The 18,279-nt window shown below is 70.7% G+C and carries 12 protein-coding genes; 2 read left to right on the top strand and 10 right to left on the bottom strand.

The window, feature by feature from the left end; translation table 11 throughout:
* Nucleotides 1-2: 2 nt before the first annotated feature.
* The 9 genes from gap to OG226_RS36430 form a co-directional block, all read right to left on the bottom strand.
* Nucleotides 3-1,013, bottom strand: a complete 1,011-nt coding sequence (gene gap, locus OG226_RS36470) for a type I glyceraldehyde-3-phosphate dehydrogenase (protein ID WP_328684046.1) — start codon at nucleotides 1,011-1,013, stop codon at nucleotides 3-5.
* A 189-nt stretch (nucleotides 1,014-1,202) separates the two neighbouring features.
* A complete protein-coding gene (locus OG226_RS36465) occupies nucleotides 1,203-4,160 on the bottom strand; it encodes a M14 family metallopeptidase (protein WP_329351212.1) in 2,958 nt (985 codons plus the stop codon).
* Between the two features lie 974 nt (nucleotides 4,161-5,134).
* Nucleotides 5,135-6,124, bottom strand: coding sequence for a DNA-binding protein WhiA (gene whiA, locus OG226_RS36460; protein WP_019067568.1), 990 nt, complete (start codon nucleotides 6,122-6,124; stop codon nucleotides 5,135-5,137).
* Nucleotides 6,115-7,182 carry a gluconeogenesis factor YvcK family protein gene (locus OG226_RS36455; protein WP_026150944.1) on the bottom strand — a complete coding sequence of 356 codons (1,068 nt, stop codon included), beginning with the start codon at nucleotides 7,180-7,182 and terminating at the stop codon, nucleotides 6,115-6,117. The genes whiA and OG226_RS36455 overlap by 10 nt, the downstream gene beginning before the upstream one ends.
* Nucleotides 7,179-8,183: an RNase adapter RapZ gene (rapZ, locus tag OG226_RS36450; protein ID WP_328684044.1), complete on the bottom strand. Its 1,005-nt coding sequence runs from the start codon at nucleotides 8,181-8,183 to the stop codon at nucleotides 7,179-7,181. The genes OG226_RS36455 and rapZ overlap by 4 nt, the downstream gene beginning before the upstream one ends.
* Nucleotides 8,180-10,231, bottom strand: a complete 2,052-nt coding sequence (gene uvrC, locus OG226_RS36445; protein WP_329351211.1) for an excinuclease ABC subunit UvrC — start codon at nucleotides 10,229-10,231, stop codon at nucleotides 8,180-8,182. The genes rapZ and uvrC overlap by 4 nt, the downstream gene beginning before the upstream one ends.
* A 110-nt stretch (nucleotides 10,232-10,341) precedes the next feature.
* Nucleotides 10,342-11,013: a response regulator transcription factor gene (locus OG226_RS36440; RefSeq protein WP_329351210.1), complete on the bottom strand. Its 672-nt coding sequence runs from the start codon at nucleotides 11,011-11,013 to the stop codon at nucleotides 10,342-10,344.
* Nucleotides 11,014-11,486: 473 nt separating this feature from the next.
* Complete coding sequence (locus tag OG226_RS36435) at nucleotides 11,487-14,192, bottom strand: PAS domain S-box protein (protein WP_329353621.1); 2,706 nt, start codon at nucleotides 14,190-14,192, stop codon at nucleotides 11,487-11,489.
* 428 nt (nucleotides 14,193-14,620) lie between these two features.
* Nucleotides 14,621-16,018, bottom strand: a complete 1,398-nt coding sequence (locus OG226_RS36430; protein ID WP_329351209.1) for an ABC transporter substrate-binding protein — start codon at nucleotides 16,016-16,018, stop codon at nucleotides 14,621-14,623.
* 173 nt (nucleotides 16,019-16,191) lie between these two features.
* Here OG226_RS36430 and OG226_RS36425 point away from each other — a divergent pair, with 173 nt between their 5' ends.
* The gene (locus tag OG226_RS36425; protein WP_328684040.1) at nucleotides 16,192-16,563 is read left to right on the top strand and encodes a response regulator; all 372 of its coding nucleotides are present in this window, start codon (nucleotides 16,192-16,194) and stop codon (nucleotides 16,561-16,563) included.
* A 212-nt stretch (nucleotides 16,564-16,775) separates the two neighbouring features.
* Complete coding sequence (locus tag OG226_RS36420) at nucleotides 16,776-17,723, top strand: hypothetical protein (RefSeq protein WP_328684039.1); 948 nt, start codon at nucleotides 16,776-16,778, stop codon at nucleotides 17,721-17,723.
* A gap of 27 nt (nucleotides 17,724-17,750) precedes the next feature.
* On the opposite strand, the gene OG226_RS36415 is transcribed toward OG226_RS36420, so the two are convergent.
* Complete coding sequence (locus OG226_RS36415) at nucleotides 17,751-18,173, bottom strand: Rieske (2Fe-2S) protein (RefSeq protein WP_329353619.1); 423 nt, start codon at nucleotides 18,171-18,173, stop codon at nucleotides 17,751-17,753.
* Nucleotides 18,174-18,279: the final 106 nt, after the last annotated feature.

Genomic DNA, 18,279 nt, shown 5'->3' with positions numbered 1-18,279 from the left:
AGTTAGAGCTGGCCGCCGACGAAGACCGTGAGGTCGACGAGGCGGTTGGAGTAGCCCCACTCGTTGTCGTACCAGCCGAGGATCTTCACCGTGTTGCCTTCCTGAACCATGGTCAGGAGGGAGTCGAAGGTGCAGGAGGCCTGGTCGCCGACGATGTCCGAGGAGACGATCGGGTCCTCGGTGTAGGACAGGTAACCCTTGAGGTCACCGTCCTCGGAGGCCTTCTTGAACGCGGCGTTGACCTCGTCCTTGGTGACCTCGCGCTGCAGCGTCACGACCAGGTCGGTGGCCGAACCGGTCGGGACCGGGACGCGCATCGCGATGCCGTCCAGCTTGCCCTTGAGCTGCGGGAGGACCAGGGCGGTGGCCTTGGCGGCACCGGTCGTGGTCGGGATGATGTTCTCGGCGGCGGCACGCGCGCGGCGCAGGTCCGAGTGCGGGAAGTCCAGGATGCGCTGGTCGTTCGTGTACGCGTGGACCGTCGTCATCAGGCCCTTGACGATGCCGAAGTTCTCGTCGAGAACCTTGGCCATCGGCGCCACACAGTTGGTGGTGCAGGAGGCGTTCGAGATGACGTGGTGGTTGGCCGCGTCGTACTTGTCCTGGTTGACGCCCATCACGATCGTGATGTCCTCGTCCTTGGCCGGAGCCGAGATGAGGACCTTCTTGGCGCCGCCGGCGATGTGCTTCTCGGCGTCGGCCTTCTTCGTGAAGATGCCGGTCGACTCGATGACGATGTCGACGCCCAGCTCGCCCCACGGGATGTCGGCGGGGTTGCGCTCGGACAGCACCTTGATCGTGTGCCCGTCGACGGTGATCGTGTCGGCGGTGTGCGACACCTCGGCCTGGAGGCGGCCCAGGATGGTGTCGTACTTGAGCAGGTGAGCGGTGGTCGCGGTGTCACCCAGGTCGTTGACAGCCACGATCTCGATGTCAGCACCCTGCTTCAGCAGCGCGCGGAAGTAGTTACGACCGATGCGGCCAAAGCCGTTGATGCCTACGCGGATCGTCACGAACCGATCTCCTCGTTGGTACGCCGGCTCAGTGCCGGCGAGTTGTATGGGATGTCCCCGACCGCCTACGACCCTACCTCCCTGAGCCCTCCGTGGTGACATCGAGATGCCCCATACACGGCAGGGCGGTCCGTACCCGCCAGTAGGGGTACGGACCGCCCTTGATGTTCATGACATCGACACGCCGAGTCAGCTCTTGAGGGCCGTCAGTGCCTTCTTGAGCAGGGCCGCCCGGTCGCTCGCCGAGGTGACCTGTTCCAGGCCGAAGCCGAGCAGCACGGTGCGGTCGGTGGTGACCGCGCCGTACGTCTGGAACAGGGCTCCGGTGCGGGTCCAGTCGTTCAGGACCGCCGGGCTGCCCGGGGGCGGTCCTGTCACGGTCCAGGCGCCCAGGGAGGTCTCGAAGCCCTCGGTCTGGGTCGCCGTGCCGCCGACGACGAGCGAGGTGTCGTCGGCGAGGACACCGTGGCCGCCGGTGCCCGGGTCGGTGATGTAACTGAGCGAGACCTCCACCGACTTGCCCGCGTAGGCGCTCAGGTCGAAGCCGACCTGCTGCCAGCCGTTGGAGGCACCGGTGAGGCTGTTCCACGAACCGGTGGTGCCGGTCGCGGTGCAGCCGCTGGTGGCGACGGTCAGGTAGTGCTTGAGCCAGGGGTGCTCGGCGACCAGGAAGCCCGCCTCGCACTCCGCCGGTACGGCGGTGCTGGTGGCGCCGCCGACTTCCGGGAGCGTGGTCCAGTCGTCGGCCCCGGTGGTGTGGATCTCGACGACGGCGTGGTCGTAGCCGGGCTCGGTGTCCCACAGCAGCTCGCTGCGCAGCGTGGGCTTGTCGGCCGCGCTCACCCCGCTGAGGTCGATGGTGCGGGTGAGGCGCTTGTAGGCGTCGTCGGTGTGGACGGCGGCGGCCATGTAGGAGCCCGCGTACGGGCCGTACGGGTTGACGGTCCCGGCGAACTGGCCCGCGCCCGCGCTCGCGAACTGCGGGTACGTGGTGGGCGACAGCGAGTCGGAGGTGACGCTGTAGGTACCGGCCCGGTCCAGCGGGTTGCCGGGGGCGCCACTGAGCGGCCCGGTGAAGCCGGCGAGCTTGCCGGAGCCGGTGAAACCGGTGGCCCCGGGGGTGGACGTACGCGAATAGGCGCCCAAGTAGTACTGGCTGAAGTCGTTCGAGGGGGTGCCGTCACCGAGGTTCACGGAACCACCGGCCTGCTCGCCGGCCTCGATCAGCTTGCCGCCCTCGTTGAGGAAGGCGCGCAGCTGGAGCTGGGTGTCGTTGCCCGGTCCCGCCGTGCCCGAGTAGTGGACGACGGTCTTGAAGTGGTCGAGCACACCGAGCGCGTCGGGCGCGCCCTGCGTGGCGACGTCCCAGACGGCCGCCTTGCGGCCGTTGGCCTTCAGAGCGTCCACGTAGGTCTGCGCCTGGGTGGCGGCAGCGCCCTCCTCGGCGACGACGAGCGTGTCGGCCGCGGGCCGCTTGGCCACCGTGTAGGTGAAGTGCGCGCTGGAGGTGGGCTTCCCGGCCTTCGTCTCACCGGTGAACCAGACCTCGACCTTGTCGCCCGGGTCGCCGTCCTTGACCTTGGCCCGGTACTCGTCGAAGTACAGGTTGTCGTCCCCGCCGTAGGTCCGGCCGCCCTTCCAGGACTTGAGTGCCGTGTCCTTCGTACGGCCGCCGTTGACGCGGTACTTGAGCTCCTTGTCGCGCACGGACTTCCGTACGACGACGGAGACCTCCTGGTCGGCGCCGCGGGAGTACGACGTCGGGAAGGTGGCCGGGGTGAAGTCGGCGGCGCTGAGGCCGACCGACGACTTCGGCTGGTCGGGGTGGGCGGCGGTCTCGGCGACGGAGAGCGCGAAGGGGACGTTCTTCGCGAACTCGTCCTGGATCAACTTCTCGTCGTCCGGGTAGTTGAAGACGGACTGGCAGTCGGCCGCGTTCCAGGCGTCGTTCGGGTCGATGTTCGACGCGGTCTGGCAGGTCGACATCTCGGGGGTGAACATCGACATGCTGTTGACGTTCGACGCGTGCCCGTCCGCCTCGCCGTTGGTCGTGTACAGCTCCGAGGAGACCTGCGAGTGGTAGCCGGGGATCGCCGGGTTGTCCGGGGTGCCGGCGAGCGCCTTGTAGAGCACGTCGTCCGGTGTCGGGGTCGCGACCTGCCAGCCGACTCCGTAGAGGAGGAGTTCGGCGGCGGAGTGGTAGTTGATGCCGTAGGTGAAGCCGATGCGCTTCTCGAAGCCGTCGAGTGCGGCCGTCTCCGGCTCGGAGTTGGGGGCCGCGCCCCGGTAGGTCTCGCTGGTCGGGTTCGGGGACGAACCCTCGTCGTCGTAGCCCCACTTGTAGGCGAAGTTGCGGTTGAGGTCGACGCCGTCGCCGGTGGAGATCACACCGTCGCCGTTGACGTCCCGCAGGTTCTTGCGCCACAGGCGCGTGTCGCTGTTCTGGAAGGTGTAGTCGTAGCCGTCCGGGTTGGCGGAGAGCACGAACCAGAGTTCGGTCGAGTCGACGATCTTCTTGACGCGCTTGTCGGTCTTGTAGTTGTCCAGGTAGTAGTGCATCAGCCGGCGGGTCATTTCCGGCGTGATCCACTCGCGCGCGTGCTGGTTGGACACGTAGAGCACGGAGGGCTTGGAGCCGTCCTTGGTCTTCTTCGCGTTCTTGGTCAGCTTGAGCGCGAGGATGTCCTGGCCGTCGATCGTCTTGCCAATGGACTCGACCTTGGTGAGACCGGGGTTGGCCTGCCCCGTCTTGACGATCTCCTCCGCGAGACCGCCGCTTCCGCTGTACGGGCGGAACACGCCCTGCGCCGCGTCCTCGACCCGTGTCTCGGCCTTGGCCGACAGGGTGTGCTCGGTGAGGTCGACGCCCTGCTTCTCCAGCTTCTGGGCCTGCTGGTCGGTGAGGTAGACCTCCACGGCGGTCTTGCCGGACGCCGAGAACTGGTTGTCGCCGAGTTCGTGGGCGTCCTGCCCGGCCTTCAGGAGCAGGGGTATCTGCTTCTGGGTGACGTCGGCGTGGAAGACCTTGACCTCGGCGGGGTCCGACTTCGTGGAACTCCCGCCCTGCGCCTGGGCGATGGGTGCGATGCTCGCCCCGGCGATCAGGAGGGCGCCGACAGCGAGGATCGATCTCGCTCTGTGTCTCATGAATCCCCCTAGCAGTCGTTCGCCACAGCGGCGAACAGTTGCCAGGCTCATGACACTTCATGATCGAGTCAAGGGGGCCTCACGGACGGTCAAATACCGGGGAGGGCGGGGGACTTCGACGCGGGCGGCGGATCGTGCCGGGGAGACGAGGGGCGACGCGCGTCCCTCGCGGGGGCTGAGGCAGCGTTGCTCGTGGGCCGCGTGGGCCGAGCCGCATCGAGTGCTGCGGCGCCCACGGCGGATGCACGCCGCCGCGGGGTCCTCGGGTAGGCCCGGCCGATCTTCTTGAGGGGTGCGGGTCGGGCGGGGTCGTTTCTCGTTGAGGGGTGCGGGTCGGGCGGGGGTCGTTGATGGTTCCCGGCCTGATCAGCCGGCAGGCCTAAAGGGGCGCCCGCGCCGGTGTATCGGCGGCTCGCCGGCATCGAAACGAGGGCGCCCACAGCGGAGAAGCGCCGGTGCCAGGGGCTTCCGAGGGGCATGCGGGTCTTCCCCAAGGTCTCAAGGGCCTGCACGCATTCACCCGGCTGGAGCCCTCGCAGCCTTGCGCTCAGCCTTCGGCTCCCTCAAGCCGACCGGTCGTCGTCGATCTCCTCCGGCCCGATCCACCAGGCACGCCCAGACGGGGGCGCACACCAGCGAATTGACGGCCCGCCGGCGACGGCTCAAGGCACCCCACGACAGACGAACGCCGGCGCCAGGAACTTCCGAGGAGGCCCGCAGGCCTTCCCCGAGACCGCAGGGTTCGGCACACATTCGCCCGACGGAAGCCCTCGCAGCCTTGCCCTCGGCCCTCGACTCCCTCGCGCGGACGGGTCGTCGTCGATCTCCTCCGGTCCGATCCACCGGACACGCCCAAACGCGGCTCACACCAGCGAATTGACGGCCCGCCGGTAACCGGTCACGGCACCCCACGACAGACGAACGCCGGTGCCGGCGCCCGGACTGGGCGCCCGCACCGGCGTATTGACGGATCGTCAGCCGACCATGTTGTCGGCCATCTCCTCGGTGATGCTGGACTCCGTGCCCGGGATGCCGAGGTCCTGGGCGCGCTTGTCGGCCATCGCCAGCAGTCGGCGGATACGGCCGGCCACCGCGTCCTTGGTGAGCGGCGGGTCGGCGAGGGCGCCCAGTTCCTCCAGGGAGGCCTGCTTGTGGTCCATGCGCAGGCGGCCGGCGGCCGCGAGGTGCTCGGGGACCTCGTCGGCGAGGATCTCCAGGGCACGCTGCACCCGGGCTCCCGCGGCGACGGCCGCGCGGGCCGAGCGGCGCAGGTTGGCGTCGTCGAAGTTGGCGAGCCGGTTCGCCGTGGCGCGCACCTCGCGGCGCATCCGGCGCTCCTCCCAGGCCAGCACAGACTCGTGGGCGCCGAGCCGGGTGAGCAGAGCGCCGATCGCGTCGCCGTCACGGACTACCACCCGGTCCACGCCACGCACCTCGCGGGCCTTCGCCGCGATCGACAGCCGACGCGCCGCGCCGACCAGTGCGAGCGCGGCCTCCGGACCCGGGCAGGTCACCTCCAGGGAGGAGGACCGGCCGGGCTCGGTCAGCGAGCCGTGCGCCAGGAACGCGCCTCTCCAGGCCGCCTCCGCGTCACAGGTGGCCCCCGAGACGACCTGCGGCGGCAGGCCCCGGATGGGGCGTCCGCGGCCGTCCACGAGGCCCGTCTGCCGGGCCAGCTGATCGCCGCCCGCGACCACCCGGACGACGTAACGGGAGCCGCGGCGGAGTCCGCCGGGCGCCATCACGATCAGTTCGGAGCTGTGGCCGAAGATCTCCAGGATGTCCCGCTTGAGCCGGCGCGCCGCCATCGCGGTGTCCAGCTCCGCCTCGATCACGATGCGCCCGCTCACCAGGTGGAGGCCTCCGGCGAACCGCAGAATGGCGGAGACCTCCGCCTTCCTGCAGCAGGTCCGGGTGACGGGTAGCCGGGAGATCTCATCCTTCACCGCTGCCGTCATCGCCATGGGCCGATCCTTCCATGCATCCGAAAAATACGGTCGTACGCGGCGGCCAACAGCTCCGGGTCGTGCCTTGGAGTTCCGTCGGTCCGGGCCACCGGCGCCAGCTCGACCGCGGCGTCGAGCCGCTTGGCGGCTTCGGTGAGCGACGCACGATCGGGCACGGCGGCCTCGTCGGCCAGCACCACGTCCAGGGCGAGTTTAGGGGCGTGTCGTCCCAAAACCTCCAAATGACGCTGCGGTGAGAAGCCATCGGTTTCTCCGGGCTGCGGCGCGAGATTCAGGGAGAGTACCCGGCGCGCCTTCGTCTCGGTGAGCGCGTCGAGCAGTTCCGGCACCAGCAGGTGCGGGATGACGGACGAGAACCAGGAGCCGGGACCGAGCACCACCCAGTCCGCGTCGAGCACGGCGGCGACGGCCTCGGGCACGGCCGGCGGGTCGTGCGGCACGACGTGCACGGACATCACCTCGCCGGGCGTGAGCGCCACGGTCGCCTGTCCCCGCACGGTGTCGACGTCGTCGGGCCGCGCCGGATCGTGGCCCTTGACCAGGGCCTGCAGCTCCAGCGGTACGGCGGACATGGGCAGCACGCGCCCGTGCGCGCCGAGCAGTTTACCGACCAGGTCGAGGGCCTGGACGTGGTCTCCGAGCTGCTCCCACAGGGCGACGATCAGCAGATTTCCGACCGCGTGTTCGTGCAGGTCGCCCTTGGACTGGAAGCGGTGCTGGATGACGCGGGCCCAGGTCTGGCCCCAGTCGTCGTCGCCGCACAGCGCGGCGAGGGCCTTGCGCAGGTCACCGGGGGGCAGCACGCCCAGTTCGTCGCGCAGGCGGCCGCTGGAGCCGCCGTCGTCGGCCACGGTGACGACGGCGGTGAGGTCGCCGGTGATGCGGCGCAGTGCGGTGAGCGAGGCGGACAGGCCCATGCCGCCGCCGAGGGCGACCACCTTGGGCTGGGTGCCGCGCCGGCGCGGCTTGCCGCCGCGGGCCTCGACGGGCCTGGTCGTCCGCCCTTCGGGCACCACGCGGCGCAGCCTGCCCAGCCGTGGGCTACGTCCTGTCATTCCCGTCCCATGTCCCGGTGTACGACCACCGTCTCCACGCCCTCGGCCACGAGCCGCGCGGCGAGCTTCTCCGCCGTGGCGACCGAGCGGTGCTTGCCACCGGTGCAGCCGATCGCGATCGTCACGTACCGCTTGCCCTCGCGCCGGTAGCCGGCCGCGATGAGCCGCAGCAGCTCGGCGTAGCGGTCGAGGAACTCCTTGGCGCCGGGCTGGTTGAAGACGTACGCCGAGACCTCTTCGTTGAGGCCGTTGAAGGGGCGCAGCTCCGGGATCCAGTGCGGGTTGGGCAGGAAGCGCATGTCGGCGACGAGGTCGGCGTCGACCGGGAGGCCGTACTTGAAGCCGAAGGACATGACGGTGGCCCGCAGTTCGGGCTCCTCCTCGCCGGCGAACTGGGCGTCCATCTTGGCGCGGAGTTCGTGGACGTTGAGGCTGGAGGTGTCGATGACGAGGTCGGCGTCGCCGCGCAGTTCGCGCAGCAGCTCGCGTTCGGCGTCGATGCCGTCGACGATGCGGCCGTCGCCCTGGAGGGGGTGGGGGCGGCGCACCGACTCGAAGCGGCGCACCAGGGCGTCGTCGGAGGACTCCAGGAAGACGATCCGCCGGGTGACGTGCTTCGACTCCAGGTCGGCGAGGGACTCGCGGAGGTTGTCGAAGAAGCGCCGTCCGCGGACGTCGACGACGACCGCGATCCGTGCCACGTTGCCCTGGGAGCGGGCGCCGAGCTCCACCATGGTGGGGATCAGGGCGGGCGGGAGGTTGTCGACGACGAACCAGCCGAGGTCCTCCAGGCACTTGGCGGCGGTGGACCGCCCGGCTCCGGACATGCCGGAGATGATCACCAGTTCGGGGATGGCCGCTTCGGGCACCCCGGGTGTCGTGCTGTCCGTGCTCACCTGTGCTCCGTCGTCCTGGACCTCTTGCTGCGGAGCCTGATCGTCGCCGGTTTCCTTGTGCGTCCGATCTCGGTCCGCTGTGGGCTGCTTCTCTTGTTCGCTCATGTCTCCTGCCCCCGTCGCTCGTCCGGGGCTCCCGCGGGTACGGGCTCCCCTGGGGCACCCGCCGTGGTCCCGGGTGTCCCGTCTTCCATGTCTTCCATGATCTCTCCAGTCGCCGTGTTCACGGCGGGTGCGGCCGGGGCCGCCTGGGCGAGGGCCACCGCGATGGTCTCGGCGGTCTTGCGACCTATGCCCGGAACCTCGCAGATCTGGTCGATTGTCGCGGATCGCAGCTTCTTCACCGAACCGAAGTGCTTGATCAGCGCCTGCTTGCGGGTGTCGCCGAGGCCGGGCACGTCGTCCAGGGGGCTCGCCCGGAACCGCTTGGCACGCTTGGCGCGCTGATAGGTGATCGCGAAGCGGTGGGCCTCGTCGCGGACGCGCTGGAGGAGGTAGAGGCCCTCGCTGGTGCGGGGCAGGATCACCGGGTCGTCGTCGTCCGGGAGCCAGACCTCCTCCAGGCGCTTGGCGAGACCGCACACGGCGATGTCGTCGATACCCAGCTCGTCCAGAGCCCGCTTGGCGGCGGCGACCTGTGGCTGCCCGCCGTCGACCACGACGAGCTGCGGCGGGTAGGCGAACCGCTTGGGGCGGCCCTCGTCGTCCTTCAGGTCCGTCAGCTCGTCGCCGTCCGCCCACTCCCCCGTCTTCTCCTTCTCGGCGAGATAGCGCCGGAAGCGGCGGGTGATCACCTCGTGCATCGAGCGGACGTCGTCCTGGCCCTCGAAGCCCTTGATCTGGAAGCGGCGGTACTCGCTCTTGCGGGACAGCCCGTCCTCGAAGACGACCATCGACGCCACGACGTCGTCGCCCTGGAGGTGCGAGATGTCGTAGCACTCGATCCTGAGGGGGGCGCTGTCCAGGTCGAGTGCCTCGGAGATCTCCTCCAGGGCGCGCGAGCGGGTGGTGAGGTCGGAGGCGCGCTTGGTCTTGTGGAGGATCAGCGACTGCTGGGCGTTGCGCGCGACGGTCTCCATGAGGGACTTCTTGTCGCCGCGCTGCGGGATGCGCAGCGACACGTTCGCCCCGCGGCGGTCGGTCAGCCACTGCTGGACCGGCTCCACCGGGTCGGGCAGGGCGGGGACGAGGACCTCCTTGGGGACGGAGTCCCCGGTCTCCTCGCCGTAGAGCTGCTGGAGGGCGTGCTCGACGAGGGCCGCGGTGGTGACGTCCTCGACCTTGTCGGTGACCCAGCCGCGCTGGCCGCGCACGCGTCCGCCGCGGACGTGGAAGATCTGGACGGCCGCCTCCAACTCGTCCTCGGCCACGGCGATCAGGTCGGCGTCGGTGGCGTCGGCGAGGACGACCGCGCTCTTCTCCATGGCCTTCTTCAGGGCCTCGATGTCGTCGCGCAGGCGGGCGGCCCGCTCGTACTCCATCTCCTCGGCCGCGTCCGTCATCTGCTTCTCCAGACGGCGGATGTACGTGCCGGTGCGGCCGGCCATGAAGTCGCTGAACTCCTCGGCCAGTTCGCGGTGCTCCTCCTCGGAGACGCGGCCGACGCAGGGCGCGGAGCACTTGCCGATGTAGCCGAGCAGACAGGGGCGGCCGGTGCGGGCCGCGTTCTTGAAGACGCCGGCCGAGCAGGTGCGGACGGGGAACACGCGCAGCAGGAGGTCCACGGTGTCGCGGATCGCCCAGGCGTGTCCGTACGGCCCGAAGTAGCGGACGCCCTTCTTCTTGTGACCGCGCATCACCTGCACGCGCGGGTACTCCTCGTTCATCGTCACCGCGAGGTACGGGTAGCTCTTGTCGTCGCGGTACTTGACGTTGAACCGGGGGTCGTACTCCTTGATCCAGGAGTACTCCAGCTGGAGTGCCTCGACCTCCGTGGACACCACCGTCCACTCCACCGACGCGGCCGTGGTGACCATCGTGCGCGTGCGCGGGTGGAGTCCGGCCAGGTCCTGGAAGTAGTTCGCCAGGCGCTGACGCAGGCTCTTCGCCTTTCCGACGTAGATCACCCGGCGGTGCTCGTCGCGGAATCTGTAGACCCCGGGCGAGTCCGGGATCTCTCCCGGCCTGGGGCGGTAGCTGGAGGGATCGGCCATGTTTCACACCCTACTGGCGCGGAGTGACAGCGCGGCGGGGCTGTGGACAACGCCGGACACGCCCGGCGGAACTCTTGCCGGAACGATTGTCGGATCGTCGGCCGGTGCTCCTAGCGGGACTCCAGAAACGTGAGAACGGCCAGGACACGGCGGTGGTCGTCGGCGGCTTCCGGGAGGTGGAGTTTGCCCAGGATGCTGCGGACGTGTTTCTCGACGGTGCCCTCGGTGACCCACAGCCGGCGGCCGATGCCGGCGTTGGAGCGGCCCTCCGCCATCAGCGCCAGGACCTCGCGCTCGCGGGTGCTGAGGAAGGACAGCGGGTCGTCGCGGCGCTGCGCCGAGAACAGTTCGTGCACCAGGGAGGGGTCGACGACCGAGCCGCCCTTGTGGATGCGGTCGAGGGCCTCGACGAACTCGTCGACGACCGTGATCCGGCTCTTGAGGAGATAGCCGACCTTGTGCCCGCCGGCCAGCAGTTCCAGGGCCTCCTCGACCTCGACGAACGCGGACAGCACGAGGATGCCGGTGTCGGGGTGGCGTTCACGGATCGTCCGGGCCGCCTTCAGGCCCTCGGTGGAGTGGTCGGGCGGCATCCTGATGTCGACGATCGCGAGGTCGGGCCGCTCGGTGTCGACCAGTTCCAGGAGCCGCACCGCGTCGCCGGCCTGGCCCGCGACCTCGTAGCCCAGGCGTTCGCACAGGCTCGCGAGGCCCTCCCTGAGCAGGACGTCGTCGTCGGCGAGGACGATCCGTCCCCGCGCGGTCTGCTGCGATGCGTCCATCGTCACGGCTCCCCCTGCCCGACCGGTGCGGTGCGCCACGCACAGACTGCCGGACCGGGTCGGGTACGGCTAGCCGGTAAGGGAATTGGGGGGTGACCGTGAAGACATGGCGCCGCGTCCGGGCGATTCTCGAAGCAGTACGGACGCGGGCGGACCGGTCACCCGGGCGAGAGCGACGGGCCCCGGGTCGGAAGGCCGGAAGGGCTGCGGGAGACGCGGCGGACACGGGCGGACAGACGACGGCGGTCGGCCCGTGTCCGCTCGTACGAGGACAACACACGGTCCTTGAAGGACCTCCTTGACCCGCGCGACCCCGACGTCGTCCGCTCCAAGCGCCTACGTGGCGAACCGTCGGAGCGCCCCTGGATCCGGACGGCCGCCTCTCCGTCCGAGAAGACCGCCCGACGCGTACGCGACGTCACCGAGTCCACGGCTCCCCCGGCCTGGACCCGCGTCGCGTACGCCTCGGGCGGTCACCCCTCCGTCCGGGGAAGCGGCAGTCGTACGGTGAGGGTCGTGCCCTCCCCGGGTGGGCTGCCGACGTGCAGCTTGCCGCCGATCGCCTCGACGCGGTCGACGAGTCCGATGAGCCCGGAGCCGTGCCCGAGGTCGGCGCCGCCCACTCCGTCGTCGGCGATCGTCACCTCCAGGACGTCGTCCTCGACCCGCGCCGACACCGCCACGAAGCTCGCGCGCGCGTGCTTGACGGCGTTGGTGAGGCACTCGGAGGTCACGTAGTAGACGGCGACCTCGATCCACTCCGGGAGCCGGCCCGCGGGCAGGCGCAGGTCGAGTTCCACGGGGACGGCGGAGCGGCGGGCGAGTGCGCGCAGGGCCGGGCCCAGGCCGCCCTTGGAGAGGATCGCGGGGTGGATGCCGCGCGCGATCTGCAACAGGTCGGCGAAGGTGTCGTCCAGGCCCTTGGCGATGTGGTCCAGTTGCTCGGCGAGTTCCTCCGGCTGCTCGTCCAGCATCGACTGGGCCATTCTCAGGTCGAGTTGGAGGGAGACGAGGCGCTGTTGGACGCCGTCGTGCAGATCGCGTTCGATACGGCGTCGGGAGGCGTCCCCGGCGGCGACCACGCGCGCGCGTGACGCGGTGAGCTGGTCTCGGCTGTCGGCGTTGGCGAGCGCGGTGGCGACGAGTTCGGTGAAGTCGGCGAGCCGGGACTCGGTACCCGGGGGCAGCGGTTCGGTTCCGGCGGCGGCCGCGACGACGGCACCCCACAGCCGGTCGTCCACGACGATGGGGGCGCCCACCGAGCGGCCCACGCGCGCGGGGCGGGCGGTGCGCGCCACCTCAGCCGAGACGGCCGCCGCGGCGGCCGTCTCGGCTGAGGTGGCGGGCCCGCGAGCGGAACCGAGGACGGTGGCGGCTCCGTCGGCGCCGTAGCGCAGGACGGCGGCGGAGCCGCTGCTCAGGACCTTGCCCACCTGGTCGGCGACTTCGGAGAAGATCTCGTGCGGGGGCACCCCGCGTGCGACGAGGGTGGCGACCCGGCGCAGCGCGGTCTGTTCGCGGGCGGCGCGGCGGCTCTCGGTGACGTCGCGCGCGGCGGCGTAGATCAGGCCCTCGCCGGTGACCGGGCGGGCGCTCCACTGGAGCCAGCGTTCGGTGCCGTCGTCCCGGACGAAGCGGTTCTCGAACTCGGCCAGTTCGACGCCGCTCGCCAGCCGGTCGAGGACGGCACGCGTGCGTGCCCGGTCCTCCGGGTGCACGAACTCCAGCCAGGGTCTGCTCAGGAGCGCGTCGGCGGAATGGCCGAGGGTCCGCTCGAAGGCGGGGTTCACACGCTTGAAGTAGCCGTCGAGTCCCGCGATGCACAGCAGGTCGAGGGAGAGGTGGAAGATGCTCGCCAGCTCCTGCTCGGCCTTGTCGCGCCGCCCGTCTGCGGCGGCGAAGGCCGCCATGGTGCCGTTCATGCCGCCGAGCAGCTGCGCCCAGGTCCCCTCGAACGCGGCGACGTCCGCGCGGTGGCCGAGCCGGTTGTCGTCGATCGCCGTGTTCATGGTGTTGATCTCACCGGCGAGCCGTTCGGTGGTGACCCGCAGCTCGCGGAACGTGTCGGCGACGGCGCCGAGTTCGTCCCGGCCCGCGTACCGGATGTCGTACGACAGATCGCCCTCGGCGAGCGCGTGGGCGCCTGCGGAGACCTCGCTCAGGGGGCGGGTGATCGACAGCCGCAGGGTCAGCGCGAGGACGGTGACGGCGGCCAGGACGGCCAGCGACACGGCGAGGTCGCGTGCCTCACGCGCGCGTGCGGTGTCGAGGTCGCGCGCGGCACCGCGGCCCAGTCCGGCGGCGGCCTGGTGCTGGATGACGCGCAGTGCCTCGATGCGCTGGGTCGACACGGTCAGCCAACTGGGGTACGTGGGCCAGGAGTTGAGCCGGGAAGGCGGGTCGGCGAGGGTCTCGCGGGTCTGGCGGACGACGAGGCCGGGGTGCTGGAGGAGGACGACGTAGAGCCTGCCCTTGAGGGCGGCGGGCGCGGTCCGGTCGAAGTCGTCCAGGAGTGCCTCCTCCAGGGCCGACCAGCGGTCCGTGGCGGTGGCGTGCGGGGCGTCGGGGGTGTCGAAGAGCACGGCCAGTTCGGTGCGTTCGCGTTCGGCGGCCTCGATGGCGTTCAGGAGCGCGATGTGGGCGTCGGCCGCCTGCCCGGAGGTGCGGGTCGGCCGGCCGGACTCCAGGGTGGCGGCCAGCTCCAGGAGGTCGTCCTCGATCGTGTCGTACTGGGCGGCGAGTTGGGGCGCGGTGAGCGAGCCGGTCCCCGACTGGAGCCGCAGGGCGTGCAGTTGGCGGTTCCGCGCGTCGAGCCGGCCCGGGACGTCGGGCGGCCCGGTCCAGCGGGACGCTCCCAGGAGAGCCGCGTTCAGGGCGTGGTCGGTGGCGTGTTCCGCACCGGAGCGTTCCTTCAGGGTCGCCGCTCCGGGGCGCAGCCGGGCCTTCACGGCGGCGATGCGTTCCCTGGCGATGGCGTCGGTCAGCGCGGTGGTCCTGAACGACAGCGCGGTCGCCGTACGGAAGTCCCGCATCGTCTGTGCGTCGTGCCACTGGGTGACGGCACCGAACACGGTGAACGCCAGCATGCCGGTCACCGGGAGCAGCACCAGGAGCATCAGCTTGCGCCCGACGCGCAGCCGGGCGAGGAAGGGGATCCGGAGGGCGGCACCGGGCCGCATGCACGGACGACGGGGGCCGCGCGGGCCGGGGCGGTCGGAGCGCCTGCTGCGCAGCTCCGCGAGCGCGGTGGGCGTGCCGAGGTCGGGCTCGGGGCGGAGCCCTGCGAGCACCCTACGGAGCGGGCCCGGGGACAGGGGGCGACGCACGGCGCGCTCTCAGCGGCCGGCGGGTGAGGAGTTCCGATGATGGTCGGTCACGTGCCCAGCCTGCCCCCAATCGGCCATGGTCGTCAGGGCCTTGGGGAGGACGGGTCCCTCGGAATCGGGCGCACGCGCGTAGGACTCAGGTCGGGCACGCGCGCGTAGGCGGCTCCGCCGGGCACGCGCCCGTGGAACCCCTGTCGGGTGTCGGGCACGCGCGCGTAAGACCCCGTCCGGCACCCGCCCGTGGAACCCTGTCGGGCACACGCGCGTGGCGTCCGCTTTCGCTACTTGCTCGGTGGATAGTCGTCGTGCGCCGCGAGGTCCTCGTCGATCTTCCTGGCGGCCTCGTCGAGGGTGGCCTTGACCGGCGCCCGATTGAAGATGATCTTCGCGAAGGCGCGGGAGAAGGCGTCGGTGATCGCCGGGTAGGCGGGCGTCTGCGGCCTGGGGCGGGCCACCCCGTCCCGGAGTTGCTCGATGAAGAGGTGCTCGGCGCCGCCGGGCGCGTACTGCGGCGAGAGCTTGATCGCGCTCTCGGTGGCCGGGATCGCCCCGTTGGCCACGGTCATCCGGTGCACCTGGGCGGGCTGGAGCAGGAAGGACAGGAAGCGCCAGACGGCGTCACCGTCCGCGTTGCCCGCCGGGACGCCCCACTGGAAGGAGCCCATGCCGGTGACGGTGCCCTGGCCGAAGTCGGGCAGCGGGACGAGCGCGACGTCCCCGGGGAATGCCTTGTTGAATTCCGGATAGGTCCAGTGCCCGCACCAGGAGATCGCGCTGCGGCCGCTGACGAAGGCCTTGTCGTCCTTGACCATGTCGATGAGCCCGGCCTTGGCCCAGTTCTGCATGTCGGTGAGCGCCTTGACCGAACCGGGGCCGTTCACATAGCCGTCGGCGGTGCGGAAGTTCTTGGGCTCGATCAGGTCGCCGCCCGCCGACCACACGGCGGGTGCGAAGCCGTACGTGTTCCACTCCTGGCCCGGCTGCGAGTAGACAAGCCGCAGGTCGAGGGGTGCCTGGTAGCCCAGGGTGCGCAACTTGCGCAGGATGCCCGTCAGTTCGGTGGCCGTCCAGGCGTCCTTGGGGCCCGTCGGGATGCGTATCCCGGCCTTCTTCATGACGGACTTGCGCACATACAGGCCCATGCCCGAGTCGAAGGTGCCGATGCCCCACAACCTGCCCGCGTAGGTGCCCTGTTGACGGATCGTCGGCAACAGGTCGGCGCGGACGCTCGCGGGCACACAGGAGTCGATCGGCCTGAGCTTGCCCGACCAGGCGTAGTTGTAGAGGTTGGGCCCGTCGAAGTCGAGGAGGTCGGGGAGGTCGCCGCTGGCCGCCGCCGACAGCACCAGGGCGGTGTAGGCGCGGTCCTCCGGGAGGGTGACCAGCTCGACCCGCACCTGCTTCTGCTGCCGGTTGAACTCCTTCACCTGGTCGCGCAGCGTGGTGAACTCGCCGCTCGGGCCCGCGTGGTACCAGACGGTGATGTGCGCGGTGCCGTGGATCTTCCCGTCGCAGGTGGTGTCCTTCGGGGACGCGCTCGCCCCCTTGGCGTCACTCCCGCCGCCGTCGCACGCGGCCAGCAGCAGGGCCGCGCACACCACCCAGGGGACCAGGGCCCTGCGGACCCCACCGACCCCCCGGACACCGGGCCACGCGCGCGTGGCACTCGTTCCGTTCATGGCACACCCCCCACCCGACCGGACGACGTGGTCTCCCCAGGGCGCCGTCATGCTACCGCCCGTCGCGTCCCCATCGCCCTGCGTGCACGAGAACCCGCGCTTGCGGCACGGGAGTTCAGCACTTTCCGGCTAGCTGGAAGGCGCGAGCGGCCACCGGTTGGCAAGCTGAGGACATGTCGCTGCGCTGTCTCCTCGTCGATGACAGCGCCCGGTTCCTGGAGGCGGCTCGCGCCCTGCTGGAACGTGGCGGCGTGGAAGTCGTCGGCATCGCCTCGACGGGCGCGGACGCCCTCTCCCAGGCCCGGGAAAGGGCCCCCGACGTCGCCCTGGTCGATCTCGACCTCGACGGCGAGAACGGCTTCGACGTCGCACGCCGTCTGGTGGGCGACGTACCTGCGGTGATCCTCATCTCGACCCACTCCCGGGAGGACTTCCAGGAACTCATCGCCGCCAGCCCCGCACACGGCTTCCTGCACAAGTCGGCCGTGTCCGCACGGGCGATCAGGGACGTGCTGGGCGCCGACGGGCCGCCCGCACCGCAGTGAGCGCACCCACCACGACCCGGCCAAGTCACATATGCCTGATGGACGACAGGTGTTGTCGGGACTTGGTCAACACGCTTCAATGCGGGGGAACTCGGGGCGTGAACGAGGGCGTACGGATGTGAAGACCTTCTCCGGCGCCGACGGGGTCCCCGAAGCAACTCGCGTGAACGGCCTGACCAGCCGTTGTGAACATTCACAGAAAGGGCCCCTGCATGCCGCACGCCACACAGCAGGCGGACGTCGCCACCGCGGAACTGGACTCGGCCCTGCGCGGCGGCCCCTTCCATGTCGCGCTGCGCGCCGCCATCGCCGCCCGCGGACTGCCGCTGCAGCGCGTCCAGCACCACCTGACGCGCTACGGGGTCAAGGTCGGTGTCACCAGCCTGAGTTACTGGCAGCAGGGCGCCCGCCGCCCGCAGCGCCCCGAGTCACTGCGCGCCGTACGGGCACTGGAGGAGATCCTCCAGCTGCCGGAGGAGTCCCTGATCCGGCTGCTCGCCGAGGCCGAGGAACGTGCCGTGGCGCAGCGCCCGGCGGCTCGCTCGTACCGTTCCTTCGTCGAGGCCTCCGGCGTCCTGGAACAGCTGCTGGCCGATCTGGAGGCCTCGCTCGACAGCGGCCTGCACACCCTGGGGCACCACGAGCGCGTGCGCATCGGGCCGCACCGCGAGCTGGTCGGCCGCGAGTCGCACCACATCGTCCGCGCCCACCGGGACGGCATCGACCGCTTCATAGCCGTGCACTACGGAGACCCGGGCTGCGCCCCGGACCGTATGACCGTGCACGCCCTGGAGAACTGCCGCACGGGCCGCGTCCGCCGCCACCACGAGACCGGCATGCTGGTCGCCGAGCTCCTCTTCGGCACCCGGTTGCGCTCCGGAGATACGTTCCTCTTCCGCTACGGCGTCGAGGACGGCACCGCCGGCGTCTCCCGCGAGTACGTCCGCGACTTCGGTATCGCGGGCGGCCAGTACGCGCTCCAGGTGCGCTTCGACGAGGACGCGCTGCCGGTGCGCTGCCACCGCTTCACCCAGCACTCGGCGGCGGCCCCGCGCAGCGGCCGCCAGGAGCTGCGGCTGGCCGGAGGGCACCACTCGGTGCACCTGGTGGAGCCGCGGATGCGGTCGGGGATCGTGGGGATCGGCTGGGACTGGGAGTGAGCCGCCGGGGTCCGGACGCCCTGAGGCTCAGACGGCCGGCCCCGCGACGATCTTCCCGTTCTCGGCCGTCACCTTCAGCTCCTGCAGGGGCTCGGTGGCCGGCGCCTGCACCACCTTGCCGGTCAGCGCGTCGAACTGGCTGCCGTGGCACGGGCAGATGAGGGTCGTGCCGTCCAACTTGTTGATGGGGCACTGCGCGTGCGTGCAGATCGTGCTGTACGCCTTGAGGGTGCCGTTCGCCGCCCGGCTGACGACGACGTTCTGATCGCGGTACAGCTTGGCGCTCCCGTTGGCGACCTCGCTGTCCGCGCCCAGCTCCACGGGCGCGGTCGGAGTCGCGGCGGCCCCTGAACCGCCACCCGAGCAGGCGCTGAGTCCGAGCCCGGCGACGGGCGTGAGGGCCGCTCCGCGCAGGACGGTACGACGGCTCGGGGCGGGGCGGCCGGGCATGGGGGTCTCCAGCTGTTGTTCGGGCTGCTCAAGGGGCACTGCACGGCGACGATACCCGCGTGGTTCCGCCCTCTTTGAGGTGGGTTCACCGGACGGGCGCTCACGG

The organism is Streptomyces sp. NBC_01261 (assembly GCF_036226385.1).
Taxonomy (GTDB): domain Bacteria; phylum Actinomycetota; class Actinomycetes; order Streptomycetales; family Streptomycetaceae; genus Streptomyces.
This window is presented reverse-complemented; position numbering and strand designations above follow the sequence as displayed.

Coding starts and splice junctions, on each gene's coding strand:
- OG226_RS36465 (WP_329351212.1), bottom strand. CDS start 4,160: ATGAGACACAGAGCGAGATCGATCCTCGCTGTCGGCGCCCTCCTGATC.
- whiA (WP_019067568.1), bottom strand. CDS start 6,124: ATGGCGATGACGGCAGCGGTGAAGGATGAGATCTCCCGGCTACCCGTC.
- OG226_RS36455 (WP_026150944.1), bottom strand. CDS start 7,182: ATGACAGGACGTAGCCCACGGCTGGGCAGGCTGCGCCGCGTGGTGCCC.
- rapZ (WP_328684044.1), bottom strand. CDS start 8,183: ATGAGCGAACAAGAGAAGCAGCCCACAGCGGACCGAGATCGGACGCAC.
- uvrC (WP_329351211.1), bottom strand. CDS start 10,231: ATGGCCGATCCCTCCAGCTACCGCCCCAGGCCGGGAGAGATCCCGGAC.
- OG226_RS36440 (WP_329351210.1), bottom strand. CDS start 11,013: ATGGACGCATCGCAGCAGACCGCGCGGGGACGGATCGTCCTCGCCGAC.
- OG226_RS36435 (WP_329353621.1), bottom strand. CDS start 14,192: ATGCGGCCCGGTGCCGCCCTCCGGATCCCCTTCCTCGCCCGGCTGCGC.
- OG226_RS36430 (WP_329351209.1), bottom strand. CDS start 16,018: ATGAACGGAACGAGTGCCACGCGCGCGTGGCCCGGTGTCCGGGGGGTC.
- OG226_RS36425 (WP_328684040.1), top strand. CDS start 16,192: ATGTCGCTGCGCTGTCTCCTCGTCGATGACAGCGCCCGGTTCCTGGAG.
- OG226_RS36420 (WP_328684039.1), top strand. CDS start 16,776: ATGCCGCACGCCACACAGCAGGCGGACGTCGCCACCGCGGAACTGGAC.
- OG226_RS36415 (WP_329353619.1), bottom strand. CDS start 18,173: ATGCCCGGCCGCCCCGCCCCGAGCCGTCGTACCGTCCTGCGCGGAGCG.